Below are 24661 nucleotides of genomic sequence, written 5' to 3' on the forward strand. Positions count from 1 at the left end.
GCTGGTATGAAGTAGTTTTGTCGGGCATTGCAACACCTTATACGAGATAAGTGTTGCACCTCGCTTTTGAGGCCGCCCATCGTTATGCTGCAAGTCGATGCTCGTAGTACGGCCTGTCTCTATCATCTAAAATTGCATACATCGCTTCTAAGTCCGATACACCGGGATTCAGCCACGATTCGATATTCTCCACCTTGATGGGCACAATGCAACGGTCGTGGCCTGCGGCCTCAACCTCCGGTGGGGGCTCATCTGTGATTGCGGCAAAAGAAAGTAAGTCGGGTTCTCCAGGCGCGCGCCAGCGCGACCATAAGCAGGCGACGTGCATCAGCTGACCGTTGCTTGGCCGGAATTCCAGAACGACGTTTTCGTCATCGTCGTGTCTCTCGAGCAGCGTATTCTCGTACTTCGCTTTCTTGACGTTTTCGTAAAACACATCAACGAGCATCACTGCATGCGTGTAACCGAAGCATGGCTTCCAGAAGCCCTCAAGGTTGTCGCGTCGCGCGTTATGGGTCCCCGGATACTTGACATCATAGTTGGCTGGCTTCCCAGCGATTCTGCACTGATAGCGCATCGGCTTGACCACATATTCGCCGTTTTCCATGACGAGCACAGGCGCATAGGCGCCAGGGAAAATCCGAGAGTCGCGTGGTTGGGGGTCCGTTCGGTTGATGTCCTCAAGGCGACGCAGCGAGGCTTCGATTTTGTCCGTCGCGATGCGCTTGCTTTCAGTTGCGGCCTTGGTCACCTTTGATTGCAGCGTACGCTCGGCATCCGAGAGACGAGTGCGTTGTTTGAAAAGCTCTTGCTCGAGCTTCGTCGCCTGTTCCGCGTTGAATCGGTCGATGGACGCCTTTATCTGCCGCTCAGTGTCAGTCTGCGGGTCGCGGAAACTGTCGTCGACGGCCTTCGGAATCTTCGCTTTGCTGCCGTCGGCTCGTTCGAAGTAGAGTCGTGCAAATTCCTCGATGTCCATGTGCGCACCGAAGGTTTTCACGTACTTGCGATAGTCCGCCTGGATTTGCGCCGAGTAGCACATGCAATGTCTCCGTTCATCTTTCGGTGGATGGACAGGTCAGAGCGATTCCTTGCACAACTTCATCATCTTCTGGACCACGGTGCTCGCGTGGTTCAGCGTCATCTCGCCAGTGAAGAGAGCTTGCACATCGCTCTGCCGAACGGCGATGCCGGCGTCTTTCAGCTCGCGCTTCGCAATCTTCAGCGCAAGCTGCCCGAGGAGCACTCGGTCGAGCCAGTCCATCGAAACGGCGTTTCGCGCGAGCCAGATTCGAAAGCTCTCAACGAGATGGTCAACCCGCCACTCGTATGTGAGTGTATGAGACGCAACGACAGTCGCGACCAGGAAACACAGCAGGTCGGCGCGTGAGCCCGGGACTTTGTCAATATCGAGTTTGTGCATCGTTATGGCTGCTCGTTCCGCTTGATTATTTCAGGCTTCATTCCATCTGAACGGAGGTGCGGACGAGGCGGCGAGAATCAACCGTCGGGGCCGTCCAATCACGTTCGCTGGCTGCAGCGCATGCCCGTTCCAACACATGAGCCATCGCATCCCTTGCAATAATGCCGGTTGCGCACGGGGCGGTCGGCGACCCAGCGGTTGAAATCGTCATTCGACCTCGTGCCGACCGTTCGGTCGCTTTCCTGCGCGAAAAAGGTCTGCTCTCCGGCCCTGCCGCGCGCGATAGCCTCGTCAATGGTCGCATCGCCGAATGCGTCACGCAGCTTTGCGACGAAATCCGCAATCTCCGGCATCGGATGCTTCCGCACAAGCATATCCATTCGCATCTCCAGTAGCCACCTAAAAGGGGCAATTCACTGCTTCAGATTTTGAGTTACGATACTGTACATCCATACAGTATTTTGCGAAATGACCGCCTTGCCTCACCACATCGAGTCGATTCATCCGAGCCTCTGGCGCGGGTCTCAGCTCGCCCGAGCCTATGGAAAGACAGTCGACACGGGATATGCGGCGCTGAGCGCCGAGCTGCCTGGCGGGGGCTGGCCATTGGGAACACTGGTGGAGTTGCTCGTCCAGCAACCAGGGATTGGCGAGATGCGACTTTTGAGGCCCGCGCTCTCGGAATTGAGTGCGCGACCAGTGGTGCTTTTGCAGGCGCCGCACGTTCCCAACGCGTTGGCGTTTTCGTATCTCGGGCTGCCGATGAACAAACTGCTGAGGCTGCGGGCGCCGAAGACAGCGGACGCCCTCTGGTGCGCCGAGCGCGTACTTCAGGCCAAAACCTGCGGCGCCCTCGTGTTCTGGCAACAGCACATCCGGGCTGAGGCACTGCGACGGCTTCACCTTGCCGCGCAGGCGACGGAAACGCTACTGGTGCTTATCAGACCACTGGCCAGTGCCCAAGATGCTTCGCCTGCGGTTCTCCGACTGGGAGTCAGACCGGCTGACGGCGGCCTCGTCGTCGATGTTTTAAAGCGACGAGGCCCGACACGAACCGAAACATTGTCCGTCGCCCTGCAACCGTCACCAATTTTGCTCAGCCCTTATGGCCGTGTTCGTCGCCATCTTCCTGCCCCGGCTTTCGCTGGAGGTATTCCGTCCGCGGTGGTCACCGCCGACTGAGCACGGGTGCGTTGTGCTGGAGCGCGACAAGGTGATTGTGATGGACGCAGTAGCGCGGGAAGCTGGTGTCCTGCCGGAAATGAAGCGGGGCGGCGTGACGACGCTGTTGCCTGACGCGGCGGTCTATGACCGTAGTTTGGAACGCGAGCGGGAGGTGCAGCGCGAGGTCGCCTTCGGCTTACTGCGCTTCTCGCCGCAGGTTGCTGTCTGCGACGAAGAGACCATCGTCGTGGACGTGACCGCAAGTCTGCGTCTGTTCGGCGGCGTCCGTTGTATCTGTTCGCAGTTGCGAGGCGTCGTCAACTCGATAGGCGTGACGGCCCGCATGAGCGTTGCACCAACCGGGCAAGGCGCATGGCTGCTGGCCAAGCGAGGCCGATGCCGCGTACTGAAGATGCGTTCGCTCGAACGAAATCTCGATGCTCTTCCTTTCATGGTCGTGCAAGAGGTCCGAGCGTTCGCGGATTGGTTTCAAGGTCTCGGTTGCCGAGCATTGAGTGACATCCGGCGCCTCCCGCGTGCTGGGCTGAAGAAGAGGTGCGGTGTGGATTTGCTTGACTCTCTTGACCGTGCCTATGGCCTCTCGCCCGAGCTCTATCAGTGGCTCGAGGTACCGCCAACCTTCAGCGCCCGAACTGAACTGCCTGACCGCGTCGAACACGCCGAAGCCGTGCTTTTCTCTGCCCGACGCCTCATCGTGCAGCTTTGCGGTTGGTTAAGCGCGCAGCAACTCGCGCTGACTCACGCCACCATATCCCTCGAGCACGAACGCGGCCGACAAGCCGTCGAGCCCACCGTCCTTGAAATCGCTCTTGCCGAGCCGAGCTGGCATGAGGAACACCTCGTGCGTTTGCTCAAGGAGCGGCTCGGACGCACGGAACTGCCGGCTGCAGTGCTTGCCGTTCGACTGACGGCTTCCAAAGTCGAGCCGGCCGAGCCGCCGAGCGACTCGCTGTTTCCCGACCCTGGCGGGTCTACCGAAGACCACAATCGCCTCATCGAACTCCTCGTTGCGCGACTTGGTGCGGAGAACGTGTTGCGGCCGGCGCCGACCTCTGACCACAGGCCTGAACAGGCGAATCGATGGGTACCGGTGCAGGACGAGGCGAAGCCGACGGTCCCGCCGGCGGGTTTGCCGCGGCCGACCTGGTTGCTCGACGAGCCCGTTCGCCTCATGGTGAAGAACCATCGACCGTTCTACGGTTCGCCGCTCAAGCTGGTTTCAACTGGCGAGCGCATCGAGGCTGGTTGGCATGACGGCGATGTAGTCACGCGCGATTACTACGTCGCGGAGGCAACCGACAAAAGCTGCTATTGGATTTACCGTGAACGCCCGAGCGTGAAGACGGAGGAAGTACGGTGGTTCCTCCACGGCCTCTTCGGATAACAAGGTGTCGTCGTGGACTTCCCCTCGTCGGCGTTGCCGGATTACGCGGAGCTATTCGCGTTCACAAACTTCTCTTTTCTCCGCGGCGCCTCCCATGGCGAGGAACTGGTGTTGCGTGCTTCGCAGCTTGGATATTCGGGACTTGCCGTCGCCGATGAGTGTTCGTTGGCCGGCGTAGTCCGCGCTCATGTACAGGCGAAAGAGGAGAAGCTTCCGCTCATCATCGGGTCGTTCTTTCAACTCGTAAATGCGGACAAGAGTCCGGCGTTCGGTCTTATTCTGCTCGCTCAAAATCGCAACGGGTACGGCAACCTATCCGAGTTCATCACGTTGGGACGCATGCGGGCGGCGAAGGGCGAATACCTGCTGACGCCGCATGACATCTCAAAGCCCGAGAGAGGCTACGCGCATCTCAGAGGCATGCCCGACTGCCTTGCCATTCTAGTACCAAATTTCCCTGCGAAAGAAGACGCCCTGGCTGCCCAGCTCGAGTGGATGAATGATGTGTTTGCGGAGCGCGCATGGGTGGGACTGACCTTGCACCAGCGCGCGATGGATGACATTCATCGCGGGGCTGTCGAATACGTAGCTGACCGGTATCGCGTCCCAGTTGTGGCGACCGGAAACGTCGTCATGCATGTACGGTCAAGAAAGCCACTACAAGATACGATGACCGCCATTCGCCTTGGAAAACCGGTCGCGGAATGTGGCTATGACCTCGCACCCAACGCGGAAGGCCATCTACGTTCGCGACTGCGGCTGGCGAACCTGTACCCTGCGCATACGCTGTCCGAGACGCTCAATATCCTCGAGCGCTGCAACTTCTCCTTGGACGAGCTTCGATACGAGTACCCGGACGAGCTGGTGCCGGACGGCTTCACACACGAGGCGTATTTAAGACAGGAGACTTATATCGGCGCGCATCGACGTTTCCCGACCGGCATCCCACACGCGGTTCAGGAGCAAATCGAGCACGAGTTGCACCTCATTCGTGAGCTCCGATACGAAGCTTACTTTCTGACGGTGTACGACATCGTGCGCTTCGCACGCAGTCAGCACATTCTGTGTCAAGGCCGAGGCTCAGCCGCGAATAGCGCGGTGTGCTACTGCCTCGGCGTTACGGAGGTCGACCCGTCTCGAGGAAATATGCTGTTCGAGCGTTTCATTTCAAAGGAGCGCGGCGAACCGCCCGACATCGACGTTGACTTCGAGCACCAGCGACGCGAAGAGGTCATCCAATACATCTATCGCAAGTACGGGCGAGACCGGGCTGCCATCGCCGCTGCGGTCTCAACCTATCGTCCGCGTGGCGCGCTTCGAGAGACTGGGAAAGCGCTCGGCATTGACCCGCAAATCGTCGATAAGGTTGCGAAGTCGCACCAGTGGTTCGACCATTCGCAGGACCTGTTGCGTCGGTTCGCCGAATCGGGCCTGGACCCTGAGAATCCACTTATCGATTTGTGGGCAAAGTTGGCGGCTCAAATTCTTAACTTTCCCCGACACCTGTCGCAGCACTCCGGTGGCTTCGTTATCAGTCGAGGCAAGCTGACGCGCTTGGTGCCCGTCGAGAACGCAGCTATGGTCGACCGAAGTGCAATCCAGTGGGACAAGGATGACCTCGAGGCCTTAGGCCTATTGAAGATAGATGTACTTGCTCTCGGCATGCTGTCCGCTATCCGTCGCACGCTGGACATCGTTTCTGAACAGCGCGGCGAGCGGTTTGAGATGCAGGACATTCCCGCGGAGGACAATGCGACATACGACATGATTTCGCGCGCCGATACAGTCGGCGTCTTTCAAATCGAGTCGCGCGCGCAGATGAGCATGCTGCCTCGCATGAAGCCGCGCGAGTTCTACGACCTGGTCATCGAGGTGGCCATCGTACGGCCAGGGCCAATTCAAGGTGGCGCTGTCCATCCGTATTTGAGGCGGCGGCAAGGCTTCGAGCCGGTGACTTACCCCAGCGATGCCTTGAAGACTGCACTCGGGCGAACGCTTGGCGTGCCAATCTTTCAAGAGCAGGTCATGCAGGTCGCCATCCTGGCTGCTGGTTTTACGCCAGGCGAAGCGGACCAACTCCGTCGCGCCATGGCCGCATGGAAGCGCAAAGGCGGACTCGAGAAATACTACGACCGCATCGTCCTCGGAATGCAGGAGCGTGGATATGAGAAGGACTTCGCAGAAGCCATTTTTGAGCAAATCAAAGGCTTCGGCGAGTACGGCTTTCCGGAGAGCCACGCGGCGAGTTTCGCGCTGCTCGTGTATGCAAGCAGTTGGCTCAAATGCCACGAGCCGGCCGCATTCCTCGCTGCGATGCTGAATAGTCAGCCGATGGGCTTCTATTCACCGTCGCAGCTGTTGCAGGACGCGACGCGTCACGGAGTGAAGGTCGTTCCCGTAGATGTCACCATCAGCGGATGGGATTCGGTGCTCGAGAAGCAAACAAATTCAGAGATGGCGGTTCGCCTTGGCCTGTCACTGCTGAAAGGGATGAAGGACGGCGCGGCAGAACGTATTGAAGCAGCTCGAGCCGTCAAGCCATTCTCGAGTGTCAGTGACCTCGCGAGACGCGCGCAACTCGACCGTCGCGACTTGCAGGTCCTTGCTGCAGCAAATGCGCTTTCGTCGCTGGCGGGAAATCGGCGGGAAGCGCTTTGGCAATCCGTTGCGGCGGTCCCGGACCGCGACATCCTTGCCGAAGCTCGTATTGACGACGAGACGCCGGTGCTCGGCGCGCCGTTGGAGGCTGAGACTATCGTTGCTGACTACAACTCGACGGGACTCACGCTTGGGCGCCATCCGCTTTCTTTGCTGCGCCCGGCACTGCTCGAGCAACGACTGATGCCAGCCTCAACGCTGATGACCTATCGAAATGGTCGACTCGCTCGCGGATGCGGACTGGTTACGGTGCGTCAGCGACCAGGCACTGCGAAAGGCGTCATGTTCGTCACCATCGAAGATGAGACCGGGAACGTGAACGTCATCATATGGCCGTCATTGCTGGAACGGCAGCGACGGGAAGCACTTGGAGCAGCCTTGTTGGGCGTCTATGGGACGTGGCAGTGCGAAGGCGAAGTTCGCCATCTGGTTGCACAACGGCTGGTCGATATGTCGCACCTACTGGGCGGACTGAACACAGTAAGTCGTAACTTCTGCTGAGACACGTGGTGATGGCCGAACGAGGTGCGGCCGACCGCTGCCTGCGGCCCATCAACGTTACAGTTCGGTCCTGCGCGAATCACCGGGTCTTTTGTAGCATCATTGAGAACATGTTGCGACGAACGACGCGCATCTATTTGAGCAGAACAATGAATCGAAGCGAAGGAAAGCGTGACGAGACTGCAGACGCAGCACGGGTGGGGGAGGCCGCTCGCGAGGTGCAGTCCGCTTCCGTTGCTCTTGAAGAGCATTACAACAGGGAGCCGGGCGACGCTCCGCCTACCTTGCTGCTAGCCCGTTTCGCGGTTGCGATGTCGGAGCTTCAGCAAGCTAGGGAGTCGTTCGACAAAATACTCGGCTCAGCAGGAACCAGCTTGCCGCGCTGAGCATTGCGAGGAAGTCGATGAGGTCCGACGCCCATATCCGAAGCAAAAAGGGCTAACCTTCCTTCAACCAAGTGGGCGCGCGATTCCCGATTCCGGTCGGCGGTTGGGTGGCTGTAATTCTGTCCCGAGGATTGAAACTCTGCCGCGCTGCCTAGGTCCGAGAGGTAGTCACTTCTGGAGGCCATATGCTCGAACTCTCTGGCGATGCCGTGCTAATAGTAGTCGAAGTGGACACTCAGGAAGAGGAGCGCATTGTCTTGACGGCAAAGGACTTCCATACAGAGAAGCGCTCGATGCTGGACGATGACCTTATGCGCGACGACGACGGTGAATACGTCGCCGACGTGAGTGCCCTCGGGTACGATTTCAGGGTTGTCGCTACGCCACCGAATACTCTTGAATTCGAGGACGACCCAGAAGAAATCCGCGTCGAGATTGCTGAGAATCACATGGAGTTTGTCGAACCAGCCGACGACGAACACGAAATCGAAGACTGAGCCCTAGCTCCATGTGAGGGCTGTCGTCTACCAGCTGCGGAACTCTATATTGCCCGTTGTTCTGTGCACGGAATGCGTCCTCATCTAGGCCCGTCGCACGCGACGGGCCTAGATGGGTGGCCTCCGCTCAGGTCGGCGGACGCGCGAAGGGGTTGATTGGCTGAACCTTGTCTCGGTCATCGACGCGCTCGAGCATCTGGACCTTGCCCCAGATGGCGCGAAGGCGGACGCACCGTCGCGACGGCGGACTCATTTCCACCGACGCCCGAGTTCGGGCTACAAGGGAAGCGGTCGATTCTCAAAGATGCTCTTCGGGCCGATTTACGCTCGCCGGCGTCAACTTCGACAGATGGACCGGAGCGACTGCGCCTGAGTTCTGAATGGTATCGCCTAAAGACCTCTGAGGTTTTTCGCGAGCTCTGTGATGAAGTCGCGCTCGGACGTCGAAATCTGCCCGCCGGCCATCGTGTTCGGTACGGCCTGCCTGTTATCTCTGCCGACCCTTGTCTTGGCGTTACTCTGGGTTTTCGTCGGGGCGGTCCATGGGGCACCGCGACCTGAAGAGCTTTCCGACCGAGGGAGTTCCTCGGCGTTGCCAGACCGGTGCCTGCGGCTGGTTTCTTTGGTTTTACCACTTCGCGTGGTGGTCGTGGTACATGCGAGTGGAGCCGGCCCATCTCGTCCGGACCGCAACGGCGCGCCGGTCGAAGTCCTCGCGGCGCACGAAGTCCGAAATGGCGCCCGGCGACAACCGAGTCGCGCTAGGGAAGCAACCGTGACATCCATTCAATCGTGCATGGCGGTCGGCGTCAGTGTGCTCGGCTGAATTCGCCGCCGCGCTCTCCACCGCTTATCCAAAAAGGGTCATCAGCGATGCTTCCTTATGCGCCAGCATCGCGGTTGCCTTTGGGATTCCGGATGTTGCGCCAGGCGAAGGGTTAAATTCTTAGAAGCGCGTCCAGCGTCTCGAAACCGTTGTAACTGACCCGCCCCTGCCACGCTCGGGCCGGATGTCCCAAATGAGAGCGCCGCGTCTCATTTGCCATCTCATCTCCGTTGATTGCGCAGCTTCGCAGAGGCTGCCTTCAGTTCGACCGATAGGCTCGGCTAATGCTTCGCGGTCTTGTCGACGGCAGGGTCTCGTGCACGATTGGGTTTCAGCTTCTTTTTCATGCAGACAGCGGTACTTGGACAGAGTTGAGCAAACTGCGTGCTGGACTGAAGTCCGGTCGGCGCGCTCGGGCGAGCGACTGGTAAGTAGCCAGCCCGCCGAAAAAAGTCTGTGGCCGTCGTCGTGACCAGCCATAAATCCGATACGCCCAAGGTCAGCGCCATGTATTCCGCATGGAGGAGCAGTTTGGTTCCCAGCCCGGCGCTGCGTTCAGGCTTTGCAACCGCCAGTGACCGCAGCAACGCCTCAGCTCCAAACCCCTCTAGGCCAACGCTGCCGACTACTGGCCCGTGGGCATCTTCTGCGACGGCAAAATCGCGCAACTGGTCGGGGGTTACATCGGAAGCCGACAACCCGTTCTCTGCGAGCAATGCCGCAATGGCATCGAGGTCTTCGGTTCGCGCGGCACGTATGTTCATAGTCGGTGTTGTCTTTTACGATTTGGAAGCGGCATCAGGCGGTTCTAGTTGCCGTGTGACGGCTGACCCGAACTGCCACGAAGAATGCGATTGCTGACAGCATCGAAACAAGGAACACGGTCTACTCAACAGCTCGATAACCGTGGGTAAAGCTCCAGATGCTGGCCGCGGCAATCGGGGCTATTCCCTTGGCGACATTCGACGGAAACGAAAGCATGCCGCTGACTGCACCGTAGCCTTCGGTCCACATCAGGTCCTGCACGATGGTGCCGCGGAGGATGGCATCATGCCATTCGCAGCGCCGTAGCAAAGCGCGAATAACCAAAGCATTGCGGCCGAATGACCTGCACCTATCAGAATAACGGTCGAGAGCGGGAATAGCGTCACGATGATGATGCCCACGGTACTAACATGAACCGTGCGACCGAAGGTGAACCAGACGGCCCGTGCGGCAACCTGTGCGGGTCCGATGAGCGCCATTGTGGTTACCAGCACGGCGTTCGATACGCCGCGCTCGACCATGAGCGGCACCAGATGAAATGTGAGTGCCGCGAACGTCGCGTAGTAGGCAGTGAAGCAGACAGCGAGCGCCCAGAAAATTGGCGAACGAAGCGCGCGGCGCGTAGCCGCATCATTCGCCAGTTTGACCTCGGCACTGGTCCGCCGTACTCCCGCGTCAGCTTTCGAAGAACGGATTGCCACCACGTGGATAGGAAGGCAGACGAGGAGGTCCAATGCAGCCAGGACAACAAGCGACGTGCGCCACCCGACTGAGCCAACGAGGAACTGGGTCAACGGAATAAAAACCGTACTGGCGAACCCAGCCACCAGCGCAATGAGCGTGATTTTGTTTCGGAAGCTTCGTGGATACCGGTGCGTTACAACGGCAAAGACGGGGTCGTAGAAGGTGGCAGCCATTGAAATCCCGAGGCCTATCCATACAACGAAGAGGACCGTCAGCGAATGCGCGCCTGCCCAGAGCAACAACATGGCCGCGGCGATTACCGACCCGACGGACATGATGCGGCGCCCCAATCCATGGTCAATCCAGCGCCCGATGGGATAGGCAGCGAATCCTGAAACCAGTAACCCTACCGAGAGCGCGGCGTTCATTGCCGTCCGGCTCCAGCCCATGGTCTGCTCCATGGGCACAACCAATAGGGAAAAGGAATAGTAGACAGAACCCCAGGAAACAAGTTGAGCCACCGCCAAGGCCCACGTCACAAGCGTGTCCTGACTTTCCGTTGGTGCGGTCTCACCACTTGCGGTCTCGTCCTGACTCGAAATCGTGCTCAATTTCTTCAGCCTCTCATCTCGCTCAGTGTGTTGCCGCCGGCAGCGCCGGTGCGAAACGCGTCGCAGCAAAAGAATGTAGTTGAAGCGAGCCTGTGGGCGATTACAGTGCCGACGCGCTCTTGGAGGGGGCCGCTACGGTGCGTCGCAGCCAGTGGCGGAATCGTCAGGACGGCGCCGAGAAAGCCGATTCCTTCCCGTTCGCAATACCGCTGAACGCGTAGCGCGATGAGCCCGTCTCTCAGGCGCGCAATCGTCGCAGTGACATCGCCTTTCTCATGACGCGTGGTCAATGCGACAAAAAACTTAGACCCTTCGTCGGCGAGGCGATTGCGGACCCGCAGCAACGGTGTCTTCCAGTCACACAGCGGCCACACACGGCTCAAGACTTGTGCATCCATGACAAGGACAGCAGCGGCCGAGCCATTCGCAGACAGGAATCGCGCAAGCTCGAGCTTGCCATCAACCGCCGCTGGCAGTGCAATCGCTGAGGTCGCGTATCCGGTCTGCAACTCAAACGCCATTGCCACGTCTGTTGAGAGCGACTCGCACCATGACTTGGCCGTGCCGCGACCGCCGGCAGGATGTGTCGTTGCGCGAGCGGTTCGCCCGTGGGCCATCAACATGATGAATCCCTGCATGGAACGGCAATGCCATCCTCCCGATGCTGGCAAGAGCGAACCGGTCGATACCTGGTCTACGCAGTCCATGGCTGCCTCCCAAGATTTCATATTTCTAGAATACCGGAAATGTTGTAGAATGCAAGCAACGAAGCGAGGAAGGTCGTATTGGCTAAGCGCCGCAAAGCGCCCTGAATGGGCCGAATGCCTCCATATAATTGGAAATGTCAAATAGCAGAGTGATGAGATGACAGTTCATGCAATCAATGGCGACCGGAGCTTTCCGGCCGCCAAGACAGATTTTTTCGACACGGATATTGCTGCACGCCTTGATATGGAGGGGCAACCGCCGGTCAGGATTTTGCTGCTCTACGGTTCGCTCCGTGAGCGCTCGTACTCGCGATTGCTCGTCGAGGAAGCCGCTCGCCTGTTGCAGACGTTCGGCGCGGAAACGCGAATTTTCGACCCGCGGGGTCTGCCCCACGCGGACGACATCGACGTGAAGAACCATCCCAAGGTGAAGGAACTGCTCGAGCTGTCGCTCTGGTCAGAGGGGCACGTTTGGTGCAGCCCGGAGCGCCACGGCACCATCACCGGTCTGATAAAGACGCAGATTGACCATCTGCCGCTGGTCAGCGGCGGCATCCGTCCGACGCAGGGACGCACGCTTGCCGTCATGCAGGTTAGTGGCGGTTCGCAGTCGTTCAACTCTGTCAATCAACTGCGGCAGCTCGGACGATGGATGCGTATGTTCACCATCCCCAATCAGTCGTCGGTTGCCAAGGCGTTCGAAGAGTTCGAAGAGGATGGCCGCATGAAACCGTCGTCCTACTACGACCGCCTGGTCGACGTGATGGAAGAACTCGTGAAGTTCACGCTGCTGCTTCGCGGTCGTGCCGACTATCTCGTAGACCGGTACAGCGAACGCGTGAAGGAAGACCGTCCGCTCGACCCTGCGACAGACTTGGCTTCCCGGGCAATCGCTGACCGTTCCCGCAAAGAAGTGCAGACGAGCAACCAATAAAGGCACGTCATGACAACCCTCGATTCGAAGCTCGCAGTCAAGGCGCTGGCAGCGCTCGCACATGAAACCCGTCTCGCGGTCTTCCGCCTTCTGGTCACAGCGGGACGCTCGGGTATGAGTCCGGGCGCCATTGCCGAAAAGCTGGGGCTCCCCGCGCCGACGCTGTCATTCCATCTGAAGGAGCTGGCACACGCGGAGCTCATCGAGGGCAAGAGCCAGGGCCGGTTCATCATCTATTGCGCCAGCTATGACCACATGCAGACGCTCATGGATTTCCTGATGGAAAACTGCTGCGCGGCGGAGCAAGCAGAACAATGCGGCTGCGCGACCAACGAAACGGAGGCGTAAATGAAGCGATTTCACGTGCACGTTGTTGTCCCGAGGCTTGACGAAAGCGTGCGTTTCTATAGCAGCATGTTCGGCGCGGAACCGTCAGTGCTCAAGGACGATTACGCGAAGTGGATGCTTGAGGACCCGCGCATGAACTTCGCCATTTCGGCGCGTGGCGGAGAAGTAGGTGTCAATCACTTGGGGTTTCAAGTCGACAGCGACGAGGAGTTGACCGCTCTTCGCGAGCAGGTTGTCGCCGGCAGCGTCGTGGTACAGGACCAGCCCGGCGCGCAGTGCTGCTACGCAAATTCGAACAAATACTGGGCGCAGGACCCGGCGGGCGTGCCGTGGGAAACGTATCACACGCTCGGCGGCATCCCGATGTTCGGAGCGGACAGCCGGGAGTCGGCCGCTCCTGACGCTGGCGGGGCCTGCTGTGCCCCGGTTACGTCGATTCCAGCTGTGATTGAGAAAAAAGTCGGCTGCTGCTGATTCGCGGCGACAAAAGCAAACGGCCGCCCGAGGTTACGAGGCGGCCGTTGCAGTTGGATATTGTTGCGGATGATGGAAGTGTATTCCTGCCCGGCCTACCGTATTAAGCGCCTGTTCATGCGGTCACGGGCTTGCACTTCACTCTCTTGGCGGACTTGCATGCAACCGAGTCTACTCCCTGGCAGCAGTTCTCGGTCAGGAAGCCAACCAGGTCGTTCATGTGCTCGATTTCGGGTCCGTAGTACACGAAGCGCCCCTCCTGGCGAGACGTTACGAGGCCAGCGTGCGTCAGCTCCTTCAGATGGAAGGAGAGCGTCGCGCTAGCCAGGTCCAAGTGCTCTTGGATGACTCCGACGTTGAGACCCTCCGGCCCGGCGGTGACCAGCAGGCGAAAAATAGCCAGGCGCGTCGGCTGTGCGAGCGCGGCCAAAGCTTTGATGGCGTCTTTTTCCTTCATAAGGCTCTGTCTTTCAAGGTTATGTGCCGATTCTAACGCGGCGCCGCCGGCGCCGGGCGGTACCGCAGTCGACGGATGGCACGGCTGCTTGTGACGAACGCACATTGCACCCGCGCTTGCTGCGTTACAACGGTTCCATTATATTGGAGATATAGAGCTAACAATCCCACCGCGGCCACGCGTCGTCAGGAGAAGTCTGTGACAGAACACCGCAAGTACAACGTCTTATTCCTCTGTACTCACAATTCCGCACGCTCCATTCTGGCGGAAGCGGCACTGAATGAACTCGCGAGCGACCGCTTCGTGGGCTATAGCGCCGGCAGCCATCCCGGGACGGCTCCGAACCCTTTTGCGCTTGACCTGCTGCGTTCACAGGGGATTTCGACCGAAGGGCTGCGCAGCAAGAGCTGGGACGAATTCGCTGAAGACGGCGCACCGCAAGTCGATTTCATTTTTACTGTCTGCGACAACGCAGCCGGCGAGGTATGCCCGATTTGGCCCGGTCACCCTGCGAAAGCACACTGGGGCGTACCCGACCCCTCGACGGTCGAAGGCTCTGACGACGCCAAGCGCAAGGCATTCCTGCAGGCCTACGTGCAGATGAAGAAGCGCATCGACCTCTTCGCGAATCTGCCACTCGAAAAACTGGACCGTGTTGCCGTCCAGCAGGAAATGCAGAACATCGGGACGTCGCTGCGCGAGAAGGGAGAGTACCAATGGCAGACAGTCAAACGGCCGCGAAGGCCGCTCGCCGGGCACCGAGCGGCATCGGTTTTTTCGAGCGCTATCTGTCCGTGTGGGTCGCGCTGTGCATTGTGGTCGGCATCGTTCTCGGCAAGTTGTTGCCCGGCGCTGTCCACACCGTATCTACGCTGGAATTCGCCCACGTCAACATCCCCGTCGGGATTCTGATTTGGGTCATGATTATTCCGATGCTGTTGCGCATTGACTTCGCATCGCTCGGCAAGGTTCGAACGCAGCTGAAAGGCATTGGCGTAACGCTGGTCATCAACTGGGCGGTCAAGCCGTTCACGATGGCGTTTCTGGCATGGGTCTTCGTGCGGCACGTATTCGCGTCGCTGCTGCCTGCTGACCAGCTCGACAGCTACGTCGCCGGCCTGATTCTTTTGGCTGCAGCGCCTTGCACAGCGATGGTCTTCGTCTGGAGTCAACTGACGAAAGGCGACCCGTACTTCACGCTGTCCCAAGTTGCGTTGAACGACCTGATTATGGTGTTCGCGTTTGACCCGGTCGTGGGTCTGCTGCTCGGCATCTCGAACATTGTGGTGCCTTGGGATACATTGCTGACCTCGGTGGTGCTCTACATCGTCATCCCCGTCATCATTGCCCAGATTGTCCGCAAGGCTCTGCTGCGTCAGGGCGAGCAGGCCTTCCAGCAGGCCCTGTCGAAGATTGGCCCGTTCTCCATCGCCGCGCTCCTGTTGACGCTCGTGCTGCTCTTTGCGTTCCAGGGCGAGCAAATCATTGCGCAGCCGGTGGTCATCCTGCTTCTCGCTGTGCCCATCCTGATTCAGGTGGTCGTCAACTCGACGCTCGCGTACTTGGCGAACCGGAGATTGGGCGTCCCCCATGACGTTGCTGCTCCATCATGTCTGATTGGCGCGTCGAATTTCTTCGAGCTCGCAGTCGCGACCGCGATAAGCTTGTTTGGCCTGAAGTCGGGCGCGGCCCTGGCCACAGTGGTGGGTGTGCTCATCGAAGTGCCGGTGATGCTAGCCGTGGTGAAGGTCGTCAACTCGTCTCGGCGCTGGTACCAACGAGAGACGTAAATATTCCTCAGATGACCGCCTCGGGACGGCCGACTTCCTTCGCGAGAGGATGCACACTCTGGCATTCGACAGCGTGTGTTGCACTCATAGCTGTGCTGCCCGGAAATATTTGCTCGAGAATCTTTCTAGCCGACAGGCAGTTTTTCGAAATGCCCACCTCGCTGCCAAGTCATGGCCGTTCACGCAACGTATACTCAAGGCAGGCCACTTCCTTGGTGGACTGCCGCATGACTGTTCGGACATCAATGGCAGCGGTCATGGGACAACCGGTACTGTGGGATAGTCTTGAGATACCGGACAGGGTGGCGAAGTTAGCGCCCTGAGACGAACGGCTGACGGGCGACGCTGGCTCCGAGGGGCATCTCACGATGCTTTGGAACGTGTCTGAAGGCCCCGCATAGGATAAGGCGAGGCTCAACTTCACCGAAGGGCATTCACAAGAACAAGGCAAGTACGCGAACGAGAGGTGCTTAACCTGAAGAAGAAGCAAGAGTGTCTCGGCCCGCGCACCTATGGCAGGCGCTTGATTGCCGCTGCGAGCGAATGCCCGGTAGACCAGAATTCCATCCATGGGTCGGTCGACTGAAAGCTCAAATACTCACGCGCAGTCTGAACGTTCCACTGAGCACCGCTTTTAAGGTCGCTAAGCTGCTCCCAAGCGACCGGCATCGAAACGCCCATTCCAGGCCGAGCCCGAGCAGAGAACGCCGAAGCGGTTGTTTGTCCTTTCCCATTGCGCAGGTAGTCGACAAAGATTTTGCCGATTCGATTGGATGGCCCAGACACCGCCGAAAAGCGTTCAGGAATAGTCTTGGCAAGATGTCGAACGAACGATTGCGAGAAAGCCTTCACCTTCGCATAGTCCATTCGCGGAGCCAGCGGGACGACGACATGCAACCCTTTGCCGCCACTTGTCTTGAGCCAAGCCTTGATACCTAACTCGAACAGCAGGGTGCGAACGAGCATTGCCGCCTCCTGGACGTGATTCCACTTCACGCCTTCACCGGGGTCTAAGTCGAAGATGACCCTGTCAGGCGCATCAAGCCGACGGACCACCGAGTTCCAAGTATGGAATTCGACAGTGTTCATCTGAGCCGCGCTCAGCAATGCCTCCGCCGTATCGACCGTCAGTAACGGCGGATGCTTTGGCCACAAATCGCGACTGTGAGCAGTCAGGCCAGGCATCGCTGTGCGCTCGGCATGCTTTTGGAAAAAGAGGTTACCAGCAACACCGTCCGGCGCGCGAACAAGCGCGACAGGCCGGTCTTTGAGGTGAGGTAGCATCCGCTCCGCAACACTCGCGTAATATCGAACAAGGTCGGCCTTTGTGATAGACGCCGACGAATCGATAACGCGCTCGGGATGGGTAATCTTCGGTTGCGGCGGCGGCTCGGGGGCTTGTGTCTTTCCACCCTCACGGACGACGCTACGAGCAGTCTTGTCTAGACGTAACCCGATAAATGATGCTTGCCTTACTACACCTTCCGCCGTCCATTCTGCAAACTCTACCTCTGCGACCAAAGTTGGTTGAACCCACCTCTCGCTGCCGGCTGCACGCCTAGACCATCGTCCGGGCTTCTTGACACGTGTGTCAAACGGCGTCGCGTCAACCTCGAGAGGCGCGAGGCGGTGCCAAAGGTCTCGTGCGGTTTTAGAATTCCATCCAGTCCCGACGCTTCCTGCATCATGAAGCTTGCTGCCGACGTAATAACCGAGCAACAAGCTGCCGACTTCCCCATCGTTGCCGCCACGTGCGGTCATGCCGCAAATAACGAGCTCCTGTCTCAAGCGTGTCTTCGCTTTGAGCCACGTTTGCGTCCGTCCCGACTCATAGAGCGCATCGCGCCTTTTGAGCATCAGGCCCTCCAAGCCCAGTCCTGCAGCAGCCTGAAAGACCTGTGCGGGCGGCGCGTCGAAATTTTGACTGAACAACAGGTGTTCGCCCGAGTCTTCAAGAAGCTGTGCTAGTCGTGCTCGCCTTGCCCAGAGCGGCACTTTTCTAAGGTCGTCCCCGTCGATATACATCAGGTCAAAAAGGAAGAAGATAATTTCCTGATTCTTGGCGCCGTCAATGGCATCCTGGAGTGCTGAGAAGCTGGGAATGCCATCCTTGAGCACGACAATCTCGCCGTCAATCCAGGCACTTGAAAGCGGGAGCTCCAACAGCTCGGCAGCGAGCGTCGCAAACTTTGCAGTCCAGTCGTGGCCGTTTCGCGTGAACATTTTCACGCGCTTCTTATCAATCCGGGCAAGGAGGCGATAGCCGTCCAGCTTCGTTTCAGTTATCCAGTCGCCCACGGCAGGGAGAGAGTCAGCAAGCGTGGCCAGCTGTGGCTCCAGCTTTGCAGGCAGCGGCGCTCGTATTGCGGCAGACAGGTCAATCTCGGATTCGGCCGCGCGCGAGCGTCGCGCTGCCCTCGGCTCACGTACTTCAATGAGCCCGAGCGGATTCGCGATTACGCTATCCGGAAGCGCCTTAATGACGTCGTATTCTGCGAGTGGCCGAGCCCACTCGTCGCGCTTTTTGAAGAGCATCCACTGGTCTTGCTTGTCGCCGGCCTTCGATATGCGCACCAGCTCCCATAGGCCGGCGAGCTTTTCACCGTGCAGGCGAAAGACTAGCTTGCCTGTTTCCATCCATCTGGCCACGTCGCCTACCGGCTCCCACGTTCCTCGGTCCCACACGATTACAGTGCCGGCACCGTATTGCTTTGGAGGGATGGTGCCTTCGAAGGCAGCGTAATCGACGGGATGGTCCTCTACATGCACCGCCATCTGCTTCTTCCCAGGGTCGTAGGATGGACCTTTGGGTACCGCCCACGACAACAGCACGCCATCGAACTCGAGTCGAAAGTCGTAGTGCAGACGGCTCGCCCAGTGCTTCTGGATAACGAATCTGAGGCTACCAGTACCATAACTCGTGTCGCTGGTCCGGGCGGACGGCTCGGGCGTGCGGCTGAAATCCCGTTTCTTCCCGTAGCGGGCCAGCGGCGGCGAGTTCGTGTCACGAGTAGAAATCATGATGGCGGTCCGTCAGCAGAGCGGTGACCAAGCCCAACGCGCCACCTCGCGCAAGTTTTCAACGAGCCGGCGCAGCAAGCGACATGCCGGACACCTTTGCGTGACCCCGATAGGCAGAATGGCCCTCATCGCGGCTGCTGGTCCAGCTGCGGCACACCGGGTGCTATCCTGTTTGCACGCCCTAGCGGCCGTGGGCGACGATTTCATCCTTTTCGTCCGGCGAAAGGCTCACAGCCGGCTGCGAGAAGCTCATGGTTGCTCGCTCGATTGCGTCGCTTTCCCTGTCCTTTGGACTGGTCTCTATTCCGGTTCGACTGTACTCCGCGACGGAAAGCTCGTCTGACATTCGGTTCAACCTACTGGGCCCCGACGGCTCGCGTGTGAAACAGCAGTACGTCTCGGAGTCCACTGGGCAGGTCGTCGAGCGGGCATCCATGCAGAAGGGCTATCAGTTCGAGAAAGACCGGTACGTCGTGTTCACCGGCGACGAATTGAAGGCGCTGGAGGAAGGCGCAAGTCATGTCGTTGAGATAGTCTCATTCGTCCCAGAAAAGTCAGTCGACCCCGTGTTTTACGACAAAGCGTATTTCATTGCGCCTGATAAACGCGGTGGGAAGCCATACAGCCTCCTGCAGCAGGCGCTTGCCGAGACCGGAAGATGTGCTCTCGCAAAATGGTCGTACAAAGGCAAGACGCGAATTGTTCAGGCCATTGACCTCATGGAGGCCTTGCGAGCAAGTCTCTCCCAAGGCACTGACAAAGCGAAGACAGCGCCGAAGCGATAGACAGCAGCCAAGGCTGTCGAAGCGGTCGAGGAGCCTGCAGTTCCTAAAACGCGGAAACCAGCCGCCCGAGCGCCGAAGGTAGGCCCGAAGCCCCGGCGAGAGTGCGTGCTCGCAAGTGAGTAAGCGCGAAGTATCGCATCACGTCTCACTTGCGAAACTCCAGTCTATGCTGGGCGTGTCGAGGGGCGTGGTGGACGGTCTCATCGAGCTCGGCGTCGTAACACCGACTCGAGGGCCCCGCAATGCGTTGCGCTTTTCGTTCCAAGACGTCGTTCTTCTGCGAACGGCGCTCCAATTGCGTACCACGAAGGCGACACCGCGTAAGCTGCGCGAGGCGCTCGCACGACTCAAGCGCGACCTTCCTGATGAGCTGCCCTTGTCCGGCATCCGCATCGCCGCCGAAGGCGACGCCATTGTTGTTAAGACCGGGCCGACGCGGTGGGATGCGGTGACAGGTCAGATGCTGTTGGACTTCGAGGTCGCAGAGGTCGCGGGCGACGTCGTACTGTTGGACGCAACCCCTGCGCACAAGGGCCTTGCAACCGCCCAAGCGCAAGAGCGTTACGAACTGGCCGAAAAGCTAGTGAGGACAGAGCCAGATGTGGCTGAGCGCAACTACCGACGAGCGATTGAGCTATCGCCCGAGCCGTTTTACGCGGCTTACGTTGATTTGGGCGCTCTGCGTTGCGAGCAGGAGCATCAATGCGGAGAAGCGTTGCGCGTTTTCGACGAAGCGCTCAAGCACTTTCCGGGCGATGCAATCTTGCACTTCAATCGAGCGGTGGCTCTCGACACCATGGGGCGGTTTGATGAGGCAAAGCAAAGCTATGAGCAGTGCCTCGCGCTCGACCCGGAATACGCAGATGCACATCACAACCTCGCGATTCTCCTCGACAAGCGCGGCGACCGACGCGGCCTTATCCGGCATTTGAGCGCATACCGACGATTAAACAACTGAGCGAGTCTTTGCCATGCTAATTCACACCATCGGGCATCCGTCTAGAGAGCATCGCAAATGCTACTCGCCGTCAGTGCGCTTAGTTCTAGCTGACGGTGATGAGGCTGCGCTTGCATCGGTTTGTCGGCAGCGGGCCGGGCGGCGATTGTTCTTGCGATTGACTCGGGGCATATAACTGGCAAAACCGTGACATCATCGTAAGGAGTTTGCGAGCAGCGCACTTTCCGACTCCATGGGAGCCGGCTGACTGGAGGCATTAGGATGAAAGTGTCGATTAACTGAGCGACCCTCATGAGGGGAGTTCCCTTATGGAACTTAGGAAGGCTGTACCTAGCGACATAAACGCGGTCCGCACACTGTTACATCGGCGCGGACTTCCAGTATCAGATTTGGAGCCGGAGCATCTCGAGGGTTTCCTGATTGCTGTCGACGAAGAACAACACGTTCTGGGCTGTGTCGGCGTCCAACGCTTCGGCAACACAGGTCTGGTTCGGTCGTTCGCGTTCAGAGAAGCTAACGCGAACGTCGGCGTCGGTCGCAGGCTTTTGAGCGATTTGGAGCGCTCGTGCTTCCTGGGGGGACGACCGAACTCTGGCTTTTAACGGTGGACGCCGGATGGCTTCTCGAACGCCAGTTATCAACGCACCCAACGAGATATGGCACCTGATGAAGTCCGGGCTACAGTTCAGTTTTCCTCGTTGTGTTCGGTTAGTGCTCAGTGTTTCAGGAAGCGACTTGAAATTGAACTCGAGTAGCCCGCACTGGTGCCCGCTCCACGCAAAGAAACGAGATAGGCAGTTTGCATCGCAACAGCCCAGGTTGCGCGACGGGAATGGCGGGTACGCCCCCACCGGGTCTAAAAGGAAAACGCCGCGCAAACCGAGCAACGGCCCGCTTTGGAAAGGCCGGTCCGCGAAAAGCAACTCCTCATGGGGCGACAAGAACTCGATTCGTAGGACCGTCGGAGTGTTGTTCGGCCGCCGTGGCCCATTTGCTTGGTGATAACCGCTCCAGACACGCATTTCACTCGCCTGGTCGCGGCAGGTTGTCGCCTCGTCCTACTGCTTCAGCCGCCCGGGCCACGAATCGTCATCCAGGGTTCGAACGCCGTTGCCGATTTCTTACGATACTGCCACCCCGAGTGCCCGGCCAACGCCAAAGGTGAATGCAGCCGCGACAAGGCCAATCAGTATCTGTTGCACGGCCGAGAAGCCGGCGCTGCGGCCGTTGAAAAGCGAGGTGAATACGCCGATTGCCGCGAGCGCCAGCACGCTGCAACCGATGCACTGAACGATGGCAGGCATCCCCGATGACCATAGGAACGGCATGGCGGGGAAGATTGCGCCAATCGCGAACAAGCGAAACGATACGCCGGCCGCAGACCATGGATTTCCACTGAGTTCGGCGGGGTCAAGGCCCAACTCCTCCCGAACGAGCGCATCTAAGGCCTTGTCCTTGTCCTGCATGAGTTGTGATGCCACCGCTTCGCCTCGCCTGCGCTCAATCCTTTGGCCTTTTAGATAAGCGCGACTTCATGCTCTTCCGATTCGGAGCTATGCTCAAGCTCGTTCTGTTCCTTCGAGACCTGCGCCTGCGCGAGTTCCCGCGCGTTGGTCACAGACAGCCATTCACCAAGCGCCATCGAGCACGCTCCGGCAATGAGACCGGCGAGCGCAACCTTTTACCGCCACAGTGCACCACGAGCATTGTTAGTGCGACAAGCCGAAACATGGAGCCTTCAAAGATTGCGTCAGGCACATGGAAGAATAAAGCAGCAGTGACGATTGCGCCGTCCATACACATGGCCAACAACGAAGCGGTCATCAGATAGGCGCGCAGCATTTCGACGGTAGTGCGACTCATGCTCAATTGGCTCCTTTCGCCAACTCATGTCGCGACAAAGGACGTTCGCCGAATGAATGCTAGAGAATCGAACCTGAAGCAAACCTTAAACATGCGACCATATTGCGCTGGCGTACGCGTCATTCGGCGCGTTGTGGCGTCCGAGTCAGTAGCTGCTTGGTTGCCGAGCGCTCTGGCGCATCGACCGGTTTGCAAAAGTTCGCGCGCCGAACATCGAGCCGGGTAGGGTGATAGAAGAACACATCCGATGTGGCGCATTGAGTGGGTACCCTACGCGGCGTCGAGAAAGTAACAGCGCTGCTAACGGCGCACTTCTCCGAACGTTTGCGGTCGTGCGGAGAATTTGCCTGCAAGTCCAAATCCCGGATGGCTGGGACTTCTCTCTGCCTGCCGGCAAAGTCGCGGATGTGGGAAAGCAACTCACTGTCTATACTGAGGAAGTTCGAGCCTTTGCATTGAACCAGTCGGATTTCAAAGTCGTGGCACTGATGCAGGCGACTATTGCGGTTGTTAATCCTCAGCGGTAGCCGCGATAACGCGGAGTTTTTGTCACGCAGTTGGGGATGGACGCCCATCGTCGCCTCCGGTCGTCGGTCTCAGTTTCAGCTACGCTGCCACGGTGTCAATCGCTTCTATGAGCGCAACGCGATGGCTGGTCCGCGCCTGCCTCAGGAGAATCTCCGCAATCCCCTTGGTGGAAATGCTCGCTTCAATGCGGCGCAACTCCTGCAGACGGCACCATTTGCACCGTGCGATTTCGTTGGCGGGCACCGGCTCGGCCTCAGGCCCAACGCTAGCGATGAAAACAAAGTGTCGAGTTCGTAAACCACGGAACTGAAACGCATAGTGGACTCGCTCGGCTTCGAGCTGAGTCTCCTCTCTCAGTTCGCGGACCGCCGCGTCGGCGAGCTCCTCACCGGTCCTCACTCGGCCACCAGGAAGGGCCCACCGCCCTCGTGTTCGTGCGACGAGAAGAACTCGTCCGTCTCGTTCACAAATGACTGTTGCTCGACGTTTCATGGGCTCAGCGTTAGTTAGACCTGCGGGCCGGTTTTCGGTCCTCGGCGTCGACTTCGACAACTGGACGGGAGCGATGCGCGCCTGAATCCTGGATGGTATAGCCTAATGACCTCGGAGGCTTTTCGCGAGCTCTACAATGAAGCCACGCTCGGGCGTCGAAATGTGCCTACCAGCAATCGTGCTCGGGGCGGCCTGCCTATTATCTCTGCCGACTCTTGTCTTGGCGTTACTCTGGCTCCTTATCGGAGCGGTCCGCATCGGACACCTCGACCTCAAGAGCTTTCCTACCGACGGAGTTCCTCGGCGTTGGCAGGCCGGTCCCCGCGCTTCGTTTCTTTGGTTTTACCACCTCGCGTGGTGGCCGTGGCAAATGCGAGTGGAACTGGCCGGTCTCGTCCGAACCGCAAAGGCTCGCCCTGTCGAAGTCCTCGCGGCGAGCGAAGTCCGAAAAAGCGCCCCACGACGAATCCGAATCGCGCTAGGGGAGCAGCCGTAATGTCCGTTCAACCGCGCGCGGCGGTCGGTGTCAGTGTTCGGCTGAGGCTCGCCGTGACGCTATCCACCGCTTATCCCGAAGGTCAGCAGCGATTCGGTCGGCAGAAGCGATACCTGCGGATAGGGCCTCGGCTTCACTATCGAACGCGTTGCCGCCGTCGTCACTCAACATCAAACGGAGGAGGCCGGCACGGCGGACCGAGAAGCAAAGGCAAACGGTGTCGAACAACCTTGAAGGTCGAATCGGACAAGCTCCTTGGACGACAGAGTACCGCGTCCTACAATGAAGGTCATCGCGACCAGGTCATGTAATCTCGAGATGACACTTTCCGTTCGCGCCGATTTGCAGGCACAGGCCGAAATGATGACCTTCCTCGTTATCTCCCATCTAGCGACGAAGTTCGCCACAGGCGGCTGGATGTCTGTCGAAAACGCGGTCGAGTCTTCGATTTACTGGTCGAAGTCAATGCAGCGCGACGAAGATATAGTGCGCCGAGTTATGCTGGGGAATCGCGCGCTGTCCATTGCGGAAGCTATCGAAGTCGAGACGGGCCTAACACTCAATGGCAGTGCTTTGGCGTCCATATTCGATAGCAACCTGCGTCTGGACTTCTCGTCTGTCGTGACTCGCGATATTTACGACCGGTGTTACGCGTATCTGCTCACGGTTAAGCAGGTCCGAGACGCCACTCCAAACACGAGTCGTCACCACGGAGGGAACAGTGAGGCGCGATGCGCAAAGAACCCGGCAGCGCACAAACTATAATCACAAGACCATTCCCTGGATGCGCTCGGGGCGAACTTCGACAATCTTTTTCCCGAACGGTTCACAAAGTCAACTGGAAATGAACGTTGACGAGCGGCTCGCACGCGGCAACGCCGCCGACGC

At 58.8% G+C, this 24661-nt stretch carries 19 protein-coding genes and 4 pseudogenes; 12 read left to right on the plus strand and 11 right to left on the minus strand.

Annotated elements, in window-relative coordinates; translation table 11 throughout:
- Window positions 1-82 precede the first annotated feature (82 nt).
- From AWB82_RS29530 to AWB82_RS29540, 3 genes are all read right to left on the minus strand, one after another.
- Window positions 83-1042, minus strand: coding sequence for an SOS response-associated peptidase family protein (locus tag AWB82_RS29530; protein WP_086972873.1), 960 nt, complete (start codon window positions 1040-1042; stop codon window positions 83-85).
- Window positions 1043-1078: 36 nt separating this feature from the next.
- A complete protein-coding gene (locus AWB82_RS29535; RefSeq protein ID WP_086972874.1) occupies window positions 1079-1423 on the minus strand; it encodes a hypothetical protein in 345 nt (114 codons plus the stop codon).
- Window positions 1424-1521: 98 nt separating this feature from the next.
- Window positions 1522-1803 carry a hypothetical protein gene (locus tag AWB82_RS29540; protein WP_086972875.1) on the minus strand — a complete coding sequence of 94 codons (282 nt, stop codon included), beginning with the start codon at window positions 1801-1803 and terminating at the stop codon, window positions 1522-1524.
- Window positions 1804-1891: 88 nt separating this feature from the next.
- On the opposite strand from AWB82_RS29540, the gene imuA reads away from it, so the two are divergent.
- From imuA to AWB82_RS29565, 4 genes are all read left to right on the plus strand, one after another.
- Window positions 1892-2605 carry a translesion DNA synthesis-associated protein ImuA gene (gene imuA / locus AWB82_RS29545; RefSeq protein ID WP_086972876.1) on the plus strand — a complete coding sequence of 238 codons (714 nt, stop codon included), beginning with the start codon at window positions 1892-1894 and terminating at the stop codon, window positions 2603-2605.
- A complete protein-coding gene (locus tag AWB82_RS29550; protein WP_086972877.1) occupies window positions 2529-3992 on the plus strand; it encodes a Y-family DNA polymerase in 1464 nt (487 codons plus the stop codon). Before imuA ends, AWB82_RS29550 begins: the two co-directional genes overlap by 77 nt.
- 12 nt (window positions 3993-4004) lie before the next feature.
- Entirely contained in the window at window positions 4005-7151 is a 3147-nt protein-coding gene (locus AWB82_RS29555; RefSeq protein WP_086972878.1) for an error-prone DNA polymerase, read from the plus strand.
- Between the two features lie 571 nt (window positions 7152-7722).
- Window positions 7723-8034 (plus strand): hypothetical protein, encoded by a 312-nt coding sequence (locus AWB82_RS29565; protein ID WP_086972880.1) that lies wholly within the window; start codon window positions 7723-7725, stop codon window positions 8032-8034.
- Window positions 8035-9141: 1107 nt separating this feature from the next.
- Here AWB82_RS29565 and arsN2 read toward each other — a convergent pair.
- The 3 genes and pseudogenes from arsN2 to AWB82_RS29580 all read right to left on the minus strand — a co-directional run bounded on the left by arsN2 (window position 9142) and on the right by AWB82_RS29580 (window position 11627).
- Complete coding sequence (gene arsN2 / locus AWB82_RS29570; protein ID WP_086972881.1) at window positions 9142-9624, minus strand: arsenic resistance N-acetyltransferase ArsN2; 483 nt, start codon at window positions 9622-9624, stop codon at window positions 9142-9144.
- A gap of 34 nt (window positions 9625-9658) precedes the next feature.
- A pseudogene (locus AWB82_RS29575) lies at window positions 9659-10911 on the minus strand (MFS transporter).
- Window positions 10912-10925: 14 nt separating this feature from the next.
- A complete protein-coding gene (locus AWB82_RS29580; protein WP_143756913.1) occupies window positions 10926-11627 on the minus strand; it encodes a hypothetical protein in 702 nt (233 codons plus the stop codon).
- A 244-nt stretch (window positions 11628-11871) separates the two neighbouring features.
- Between AWB82_RS29580 and arsH the strand changes: the two genes are divergently transcribed.
- From arsH to AWB82_RS29595, 3 genes are read left to right on the plus strand one after another with little or no spacing between them, the layout of a single operon-like run.
- Entirely contained in the window at window positions 11872-12561 is a 690-nt protein-coding gene (gene arsH, locus AWB82_RS29585) for an arsenical resistance protein ArsH (RefSeq protein ID WP_456061743.1), read from the plus strand.
- A gap of 9 nt (window positions 12562-12570) precedes the next feature.
- On the plus strand, window positions 12571-12909 hold the full coding sequence (locus tag AWB82_RS29590) for an ArsR/SmtB family transcription factor (protein WP_086972883.1): 339 nt from the start codon (window positions 12571-12573) through the stop codon (window positions 12907-12909).
- Window positions 12910-13383 carry an ArsI/CadI family heavy metal resistance metalloenzyme gene (locus AWB82_RS29595; protein ID WP_086972884.1) on the plus strand — a complete coding sequence of 158 codons (474 nt, stop codon included), beginning with the start codon at window positions 12910-12912 and terminating at the stop codon, window positions 13381-13383.
- Window positions 13384-13498: 115 nt separating this feature from the next.
- Here AWB82_RS29595 and AWB82_RS29600 read toward each other — a convergent pair whose 3' ends face one another.
- Window positions 13499-13840 carry an ArsR/SmtB family transcription factor gene (locus AWB82_RS29600; protein WP_086972885.1) on the minus strand — a complete coding sequence of 114 codons (342 nt, stop codon included), beginning with the start codon at window positions 13838-13840 and terminating at the stop codon, window positions 13499-13501.
- 198 nt (window positions 13841-14038) lie between these two features.
- Here AWB82_RS29600 and AWB82_RS29605 point away from each other — a divergent pair.
- Both AWB82_RS29605 and arsB read left to right on the plus strand, forming a co-directional pair.
- Window positions 14039-14530: pseudogene (locus AWB82_RS29605) on the plus strand (arsenate reductase ArsC); the annotation flags it as partial.
- A 26-nt stretch (window positions 14531-14556) separates the two neighbouring features.
- Window positions 14557-15630, plus strand: a complete 1074-nt coding sequence (gene arsB, locus AWB82_RS29610) for an ACR3 family arsenite efflux transporter (protein ID WP_086972886.1) — start codon at window positions 14557-14559, stop codon at window positions 15628-15630.
- A gap of 510 nt (window positions 15631-16140) precedes the next feature.
- Here the strand turns inward: arsB and ligD are convergent.
- A complete protein-coding gene (gene ligD, locus AWB82_RS29615; protein ID WP_086972887.1) occupies window positions 16141-18651 on the minus strand; it encodes a DNA ligase D in 2511 nt (836 codons plus the stop codon).
- Window positions 18652-18902: 251 nt separating this feature from the next.
- On the opposite strand from ligD, the pseudogene ku reads away from it, so the two are divergent.
- Together ku and AWB82_RS29625 are read left to right on the plus strand one after the other, a co-directional pair.
- A pseudogene (gene ku / locus AWB82_RS29620) lies at window positions 18903-19358 on the plus strand (non-homologous end joining protein Ku); the annotation flags it as partial.
- Between the two features lie 193 nt (window positions 19359-19551).
- A complete protein-coding gene (locus tag AWB82_RS29625; protein ID WP_086972888.1) occupies window positions 19552-20394 on the plus strand; it encodes a tetratricopeptide repeat protein in 843 nt (280 codons plus the stop codon).
- A 1121-nt stretch (window positions 20395-21515) separates the two neighbouring features.
- Here the strand turns inward: AWB82_RS29625 and AWB82_RS29630 are convergent.
- The 3 genes and pseudogenes from AWB82_RS29630 to AWB82_RS29635 form a co-directional block, all read right to left on the minus strand.
- Window positions 21516-22036 (minus strand): annotated as a pseudogene (locus AWB82_RS29630) (VIT1/CCC1 transporter family protein).
- Window positions 22009-22257 carry a hypothetical protein gene (locus AWB82_RS37370; protein WP_143756916.1) on the minus strand — a complete coding sequence of 83 codons (249 nt, stop codon included), beginning with the start codon at window positions 22255-22257 and terminating at the stop codon, window positions 22009-22011. The pseudogene AWB82_RS29630 and the gene AWB82_RS37370 overlap by 28 nt, the downstream one beginning before the upstream one ends.
- Window positions 22258-22863: 606 nt before the next feature.
- Window positions 22864-23277, minus strand: coding sequence for an NUDIX hydrolase (locus AWB82_RS29635; protein WP_086972889.1), 414 nt, complete (start codon window positions 23275-23277; stop codon window positions 22864-22866).
- A gap of 778 nt (window positions 23278-24055) precedes the next feature.
- Here AWB82_RS29635 and AWB82_RS29640 point away from each other — a divergent pair.
- Window positions 24056-24538, plus strand: coding sequence for a hypothetical protein (locus AWB82_RS29640; RefSeq protein WP_086972890.1), 483 nt, complete (start codon window positions 24056-24058; stop codon window positions 24536-24538).
- The last annotated feature ends 123 nt before the right edge of the window (window positions 24539-24661 follow it).

This window comes from Caballeronia glebae (genome assembly GCF_001545035.1).
GTDB classification, from domain to species: domain Bacteria; phylum Pseudomonadota; class Gammaproteobacteria; order Burkholderiales; family Burkholderiaceae; genus Caballeronia; species Caballeronia glebae.